The 6,978-nt window shown below is 35.0% G+C and carries 9 protein-coding genes and 1 rRNA gene; all 10 read left to right on the top strand.

The window, feature by feature from the left end:
* The first annotated feature begins 9 nt into the window (after window positions 1–9).
* The 10 genes from rrf (at window position 10) to rsmI (ending at window position 6,816) form a co-directional block, all read left to right on the top strand.
* A 5S ribosomal RNA gene (rrf, locus tag CO726_RS30170) occupies window positions 10–125 on the top strand.
* A 190-nt stretch (window positions 126–315) separates the two neighbouring features.
* The gene (locus CO726_RS30165; protein ID WP_000842028.1) at window positions 316–495 is read left to right on the top strand and encodes a sigma factor G inhibitor Gin; all 180 of its coding nucleotides are present in this window, start codon (window positions 316–318) and stop codon (window positions 493–495) included.
* Window positions 496–567: 72 nt separating this feature from the next.
* Window positions 568–1,989 carry an aminotransferase class I/II-fold pyridoxal phosphate-dependent enzyme gene (locus CO726_RS30160; protein WP_099686747.1) on the top strand — a complete coding sequence of 474 codons (1,422 nt, stop codon included), beginning with the start codon at window positions 568–570 and terminating at the stop codon, window positions 1,987–1,989.
* Window position 1,990: 1 nt separating this feature from the next.
* Window positions 1,991–2,617: a dTMP kinase gene (tmk, locus tag CO726_RS30155; protein ID WP_000677229.1), complete on the top strand. Its 627-nt coding sequence runs from the start codon at window positions 1,991–1,993 to the stop codon at window positions 2,615–2,617.
* Between the two features lie 35 nt (window positions 2,618–2,652).
* Window positions 2,653–3,636 (top strand): DNA polymerase III subunit delta', encoded by a 984-nt coding sequence (holB, locus tag CO726_RS30150; RefSeq protein ID WP_098759587.1) that lies wholly within the window; start codon window positions 2,653–2,655, stop codon window positions 3,634–3,636.
* Window positions 3,637–3,641: 5 nt separating this feature from the next.
* On the top strand, window positions 3,642–4,469 hold the full coding sequence (locus CO726_RS30145) for a PSP1 domain-containing protein (protein WP_000272429.1): 828 nt from the start codon (window positions 3,642–3,644) through the stop codon (window positions 4,467–4,469).
* 14 nt (window positions 4,470–4,483) lie between these two features.
* On the top strand, window positions 4,484–4,834 hold the full coding sequence (yabA, locus tag CO726_RS30140) for a DNA replication initiation control protein YabA (RefSeq protein ID WP_000412056.1): 351 nt from the start codon (window positions 4,484–4,486) through the stop codon (window positions 4,832–4,834).
* Window positions 4,835–4,954: 120 nt separating this feature from the next.
* A complete protein-coding gene (locus tag CO726_RS30135; protein ID WP_098759588.1) occupies window positions 4,955–5,695 on the top strand; it encodes a tRNA1(Val) (adenine(37)-N6)-methyltransferase in 741 nt (246 codons plus the stop codon).
* A complete protein-coding gene (locus CO726_RS30130) occupies window positions 5,682–5,972 on the top strand; it encodes a GIY-YIG nuclease family protein (RefSeq protein WP_099686746.1) in 291 nt (96 codons plus the stop codon). Before CO726_RS30135 ends, CO726_RS30130 begins: the two co-directional genes overlap by 14 nt.
* Complete coding sequence (gene rsmI / locus CO726_RS30125; protein WP_098759590.1) at window positions 5,941–6,816, top strand: 16S rRNA (cytidine(1402)-2'-O)-methyltransferase; 876 nt, start codon at window positions 5,941–5,943, stop codon at window positions 6,814–6,816. Before CO726_RS30130 ends, rsmI begins: the two co-directional genes overlap by 32 nt.
* Window positions 6,817–6,978: the final 162 nt, after the last annotated feature.

Here is a 6,978-nt window from a genome sequence, read left to right as displayed (position 1 = left end):
CCTTCATAGTTTGGTGATGATGGCAGAGAGGTCACACCCGTTCCCATACCGAACACGGAAGTTAAGCTCTCTAGCGCCGATGGTAGTTGGGACCTTGTCCCTGTGAGAGTAGGACGTCGCCAAGCAAGCTAAAACACGAATCATTTGATTCGTGTTTTTTTGTGTTTTCAAACAATACGGAAAAAGAAGTAATGGTAATACAAACACGTTGCCTAAGGATTAATCATATTATATAAGAGATTGATGTATATTTTTCTGTAAATTGTTAAGGAATAGAAGTATAAAATATGTCCATTTAAATAGGGAGGGAAGGATATGAAATCACAAAATGAAGTTTGTATTGTTTGTGAGACAGAAAGAAAAGAAGGTATATATGTTTATAATAATTTGATATGTTATGAATGTGAAAAGGATATGGTGAACACGGAGACAAATGATCCGAAGTATATATATTATTTAAAACAACTTCGGAAATTAGAAGTATCATATTTTTAAATAGGCATATGCCTATTATTTTTTTTGTTCTGTATAATAGATAAAGAATGAAATAATAAGGAAGAGATATAGATGAATCAAAATCGCATACCTTTATATGAGGCACTAATAGAGTTTAAAGAAAGAGGACCGTTATCCTTTCATGTTCCAGGTCATAAAAATGGTTTAAACTTCCCTAAGGAGGCAGTAGAGGAGTTTAAAGATATACTATCGATCGATGTAACTGAGTTGTCAGGGTTAGATGATTTACATAGTCCGTTTGAATGTATAGATGAGGCGCAACAATTATTAGCTGATGTGTATGGAGTGGAAAAAAGTTATTTTTTAATTAATGGTTCAACAGTGGGGAACTTAGCAATGATTTTGTCTTGTTGCGGGGAACATGATATTGTTCTTGTGCAAAAAAATTGTCATAAATCAATTATTAATGGTTTGAAATTAGCGAGAGCAAATCCCATTTTTTTAGATCCATGGATTGATGAAGCTTATAACGTACCAGTGGGAATTCATGATGAGATTATTAAGGAAGCAATTGAAAAATATCCGAATGCTAAAGCACTCATTTTAACGCATCCTAATTATTATGGTATGGGTATGGATCTAGAGGCAAGCATCGCTTATGCACATGCACATAAAATCCCTGTTTTAGTAGATGAAGCACACGGAGCTCATTTTTGTTTAGGTGGGGCATTCCCAAAGTCAGCGTTAGCATATGGTGCAGATATTGTGGTTCATTCTGCACATAAAACATTACCAGCGATGACGATGGGATCCTATTTACATATAAATAGTCACTTAGTGAAAGAAGAAAAAGTTTCTACTTATTTAAGTATGCTACAATCTAGTAGTCCATCGTATCCAATTATGACTTCTCTTGATATTGCACGCTTTACAATAGCGCGTATAAAAGAAGAAGGACATGATAAAATTATCGAGTTTTTACGGGAATTTAAAGAGGAATTGTCTTCTATCCCACAAATAGCTATTTTACAATATCCATTACAAGACGAGTTAAAGGTTACCGTGCAGACACGTTGTCGGTTATCAGGATACGAATTGCAGTCTGTATTTGAAAAGGTTGGTATATATACAGAAATGGCAGATCCATATAATGTCCTATTTATTTTGCCCTTGCAAGCAAATAAGGAGTATATGAAGGCTGTAGAGATGATCCGAGTGGCATTGCAATATTATGAGGTGAAAGACAAGAAGGAATCTATTCGTTATACTTATAAAGGAGAGATTTCTCCTTTACCGTATACATATAAACAACTGGAAGGTTATGAAATAAAAGTAGTATCTGTAGAAGAAGCAGTTGGGATGATAGCAGCAGAAATGGTAATTCCGTATCCACCTGGAATTCCACTGATTATGTATGGGGAAAGAATTACTTCAGAACATAAAGAACAAATTACGTATTTAGAGAAAGCGGGCGCTCGTTTTCAAGGTAGCACGAAATATATGAAAGTGTATGATATAGAAAGTAGGTTTTAGAATGAAGGGATTATTTGTAACAATTGAAGGTCCAGAAGGTTCGGGTAAAACAACGTTAATTCAAGGTTTATTGCCATACTTTGAACAAAAAGAACAAAAGGTAATGGCGACGAGAGAACCAGGTGGTATTGCAATTTCTGAGGATATTAGAACGATTTTACATAAACAAGAATACACGATGATGGAAGCACGTACAGAGGCGCTGCTATATGCTGCTGCACGTAGACAGCATTTAGTAGAAAAAGTTATGCCGGCACTTAATGAGGATTACCTTGTATTATGTGATCGTTTTATAGATAGCTCTTTAGCATATCAAGGATATGCAAGAGGATTAGGTATGGATAAAGTATTTGAAATAAATCGTTTCGCAACAGAGGACTGTATGCCTAGTTTAACAATTTACTTAGATATTGAGCCAGAGGTTGGCTTAGCTCGAATTGCAAAAGATGCAGGACGTGAAGTGAATCGGTTAGATATGGAAGATATCTCTTTCCATAAACGTGTGCGTGAAGGGTATTTACAAGTTGTAGAACGTTTCTCGGATCGTATTGTATTGGTAAATGCTGATCAACCAATGGAAAAACTTATAGAAGAAGTTATTCAGGTTATAGAAGATAAATTGTTATAATAGAAGAAAAGAATGAAATAAGTGAGGTATGCATTATGACGAAGACGTGGGAGCAGCTTTCTGCTATACAACCCATCGGTGTAAAAATGTTGATGAATAGCATTGCAAAAGAGCGTATATCCCACGCCTACTTGTTAGAGGGAGGGAAAGGGACAGGAAAGTTTGCGACAGCAATTCAAATGGCAAAGAGTTTCCTCTGTTCTCAGCGGAATGGGGTAGAGCCTTGTCACGTATGTACAAATTGTAAGCGAATTGATTCAGGTAACCACCCGAACTTACATATTGTAAAACCAGACGGATTATCTATTAAAAAGCAGCAAATTCATGATTTACAAGAAGAGTTTTCAAAAACAGGATTAGAAGCAAATAAAAAAGTATATATTATTGAGCACGCAGACCGTATGACGGCAAATGCAGCAAATACACTCTTGAAATTTTTAGAAGAACCAAGTAGTGATACAACAGCTATTTTACTTACTGAACAAAGTCATCAAATTTTAAATACGATTTTATCTCGCTGTCAAGTTGTTACATTTAGACCGTTACCTACGGAATCTTTAATTAGAAGATTACAGGATGAAGGTATTACGGCATCTTTAGCGACACTTGCTGCACAACTCACGAATAGTTTTGATGAAGCTTTAGCTTTATGTAGTGATGAATGGTTTGCACAAGCACGAGCTTTAGTGATAAAATTATGTGAAGCGCTCGAAAAAGATAAAGCCTCTATTTTTTTTGTACAGGAAAAATGGGGAAAACACTTTGGAGAGAAAGAACAATTACAGCAAGGTTTAGATATGTTACTCCTTATTTATAAGGATTTATTATATGTTCAACTTGGAGAAGAAGATCGTCTTGTTTTTCATGAGCAGAAAGAGATGTTTGAATCTTTCTCCTATGCTCAGAAGCGCATTGTATCAGCTCTCTTTAATATATTAGAGGCAAAAAATAGAATCAACGCTAATGTAAATGCGCAGCTTGTGTTCGAACAGTTAGTGTTGCGGTTGCAGGAGGGATGACCGTTTTGTATGATGTAGTAGGTGTTCGCTTTAAGAAGGCCGGAAAGGTGTATTACTTTGACCCGAATCAGTTCGATATCTCTGAAAATGAGTTTGTAATTGTAGAAACAGTTAGAGGTATTGAATATGGAAAAGTAGTTATTACCAAAAAGCAAGTTGATGAAAACGACGTTGTATTACCGCTAAAAAAGGTTATTCGTATTGCTAATGAAAATGATCGTACCATTGTTGAAGAGAACAAACATGCTGCGAAAGAAGCATATCAAGTTTGTCAGCAAAAGGTAGTAGAGCATAATCTTGATATGAAACTTGTAGATGTAGAGTATACGTTCGATCGCAATAAGATTATTTTCTACTTTACTGCGGATGGTCGGATTGATTTCCGCGAACTAGTGAAGGACTTAGCGGCAATTTTTAGGACAAGAATTGAACTAAGACAAATTGGTGTTCGTGATGAGGCAAAGATGCTTGGTGGTATTGGTCCATGTGGTCGTATGCTTTGTTGTTCTACTTTTTTAGGAGATTTTGAACCTGTATCCATTAAGATGGCAAAGGATCAAAATTTATCATTAAATCCTGCAAAAATCTCTGGTTTATGTGGTCGCTTAATGTGTTGCTTAAAATATGAGAACGATGAATATGAAGCAGCAAAGGAACAACTTCCTGATTTAGATCAACGTATACAAACCCCGCATGGTACTGGCCGTGTTATCGGATTAAATATTTTAGAAAGATTAATTCAAGTGGAATTAGTAGACAAGGAACGGATAGTAGAATATACGTTAGATGAGTTAGTGAATAAAGGGGTCGTTTCGAGTCAAACCACAGATTAATGAGGTGGGTGCTTGTGGAGAAAAAAGATATTTTTGCATCGGTTTCTAGTATGGAAGAGCAAATTGGACATTTATACAAACAGTTGGGAGAATTAAAACAACATCTTGCAGAGTTGTTGGAAGAAAACCAACATATAAAAATGGAAAATGAAAATTTGCGACATCGCTTTGAAGAAGTGCAGATTAAAGAAAAACAAAAAACTCAAAAACGTAAAGAAGTAAAGCCGAAGACAGATATTGGTGAAGGCTACGATAATTTAGCAAGACTATATCAAGAAGGTTTTCATATTTGTAATCTGCATTATGGAAGTGTACGTAAAGAGGGAGATTGTTTATTCTGCCTGTCATTTTTAAATAAAAAGTGAAATTACCTTTCCAATGATAATTGGAAAGGTAATTTTTTATACATGAGAGTAGAATGAAATATGTTTTTTATTAGTAGAAGATGAAATAGGGTAGGTTAAGGGTAAGAAAAGGAGTAATATATGAATTTATATGAAGATGAACGTTTAGATTACTTATTAGCGCAAGAAATGAAAATTATACAAAGTCCATCGGTATTTAATTTTTCTTTAGATGCCGTTTTACTTGCAGACTTTGTTTGGGTGCCAATTCAAAAAGGTAATTTACTTGATTTGTGTACAGGTAATGCAGTTGTGCCCCTTCTATTAAGTACAAGAACAAAAGGGAATATTACTGGTGTGGAAATTCAAGAACGCTTATATGATATGGGAATAAGAAGTGTTCAATACAATAAGTTGGAAGAAAGAATTCACTTAATACATGGGGATTTGAAAGATATGCCGGAGGAACTTGGACGTCATCAATATGATGTTGTCACATGTAATCCGCCTTATTTCCAAACCCCTGCAACTTCTGAGAAAAATATGAATGAACATTTAGCGATAGCTCGTCATGAAATTATGTGTACATTAGAGGATGTTGTATCCGCAAGCAGTCAGCTAGTAAAGCAAGGTGGGAAAGTAGCATTTGTACATCGTCCAGGTCGTTTACTAGACATTGTTACATTAATGCGTAAATACAAAATTGAACCAAAGCGTGTACGATTTGTTTATCCTAAGGCAGGGAAAGAAGCGAATACATTGTTAATTGAAGGAATTAAGGACGGAAACGCAGATTTAAAAATATTGCCACCTCTTTTTGTATATGAAGAAAATAATGAATATACAAAGGAGATTCGTTCAATTTTATATGGAGAAGAATAAGCATTGTTTTTATGTAGTAGAGTGCTCTGATGGAAGTTATTATGCTGGATATACAAATCATATAGAGAAGCGGATTGGGACCCATAATAGCGGAAAAGGGGCTAGGTATACGCGTGCTAGACTTCCTGTTGTTTTAAAATACGTAGAATTTCATGAAGATAAGCGTACAGCTATGCAAGCAGAGTATCATTTTAAGCAATTAAATAGAAAACAAAAAGAAGAATATATGCAAAAAGGAGAACGCTATGTGGCAACAAAAAAGCTTTCAACAAAATGAAAAGGGAGTTTTATATTTAGTACCAACTCCTATTGGAAATTTAGAAGATATGACATTTCGTGCAATCCGAATTTTAAAAGAAGCTGATTTAATTGCTGCTGAAGATACGAGACAAACGAAAAAACTTTGTAATTATTTCGAAATTGAAACGCCTGTTATGAGTTACCACGAGCATAATAAAGAAGTAAGCGGAAAGAAAATATTAGAGAAGCTAGACGAAGGAAAGACTGTAGCGCTTGTTAGTGATGCTGGTATGCCGTGTATTTCCGATCCAGGTTACGATATTGTTGTAGAGGCTGTAGAGGAACAGTATCATGTTATCCCGCTTCCTGGGGCAAATGCAGCACTTACAGCATTAATTGCATCAGGTCTTGAAACAAAACAGTTTTATTTCTATGGATTCTTACAAAGAAATAAAAAAGAAAGAAAAATGGAGTTAGAGAAACTTCGTTATATACAAACTACAATGATGTTTTATGAGGCGCCGCACCGTTTAGATGATACTTTAATATCGATGCAAGAAGTATTGGGAAATAGAGAAATTGTATTATGTCGAGAGTTAACGAAAAAATTCGAGGAATTTATTCGAGGCACAGTCGAAGAAGCAATTGAGTGGACGAAACAAAATGAAGTTCGTGGTGAGTTTTGTATTTTAGTAGCTGGTTCAACGGAAGAACCTGCCCCAGAAGAACAATGGTGGGAATCTATTTCAGTATATAATCATATTGAACATTATATAAACGAAAAAGGTATGAATTCAAAAGAGGCGATAAAAACAGTCGCTAAAGATCGAGATTTGTCGAAACGCGATGTATATCAAATCTATCATGTTGATAAAAAATAAGCTTCTCATAATTGAGAAGCTTATTTTCAGAGTGTTGAAAAACAACTCTGTCAATACAATTTTTAAATAAAACACTTTAAAAATGTCTCCTTTTCTAGAAGAATAAAAAGAAAGGAGGCGTTTTTATGTTTTATAATCAACAAAATCTTGAGATTACACAAA

This window comes from Bacillus fungorum, assembly GCF_002746455.1.
GTDB classification, from domain to species: domain Bacteria; phylum Bacillota; class Bacilli; order Bacillales; family Bacillaceae_G; genus Bacillus_A; species Bacillus_A fungorum.
The sequence above is the reverse complement of the archived record's forward strand: the minus strand, read 5'-3'. Positions and strand labels throughout refer to the sequence as shown.

What these genes read in the sequence shown, in the direction of transcription:
- CO726_RS30165 (WP_000842028.1), top strand. Translation starts at nt 316, where the DNA reads ATGAAATCACAAAATGAAGTTTGTATTGTTTGTGAGACAGAAAGAAAA.
- CO726_RS30160 (WP_099686747.1), top strand. Translation starts at nt 568, where the DNA reads ATGAATCAAAATCGCATACCTTTATATGAGGCACTAATAGAGTTTAAA.
- tmk (WP_000677229.1), top strand. Translation starts at nt 1,991, where the DNA reads ATGAAGGGATTATTTGTAACAATTGAAGGTCCAGAAGGTTCGGGTAAA.
- holB (WP_098759587.1), top strand. Translation starts at nt 2,653, where the DNA reads ATGACGAAGACGTGGGAGCAGCTTTCTGCTATACAACCCATCGGTGTA.
- CO726_RS30135 (WP_098759588.1), top strand. Translation starts at nt 4,955, where the DNA reads ATGAATTTATATGAAGATGAACGTTTAGATTACTTATTAGCGCAAGAA.
- CO726_RS30130 (WP_099686746.1), top strand. Translation starts at nt 5,682, where the DNA reads ATGGAGAAGAATAAGCATTGTTTTTATGTAGTAGAGTGCTCTGATGGA.
- rsmI (WP_098759590.1), top strand. Translation starts at nt 5,941, where the DNA reads ATGTGGCAACAAAAAAGCTTTCAACAAAATGAAAAGGGAGTTTTATAT.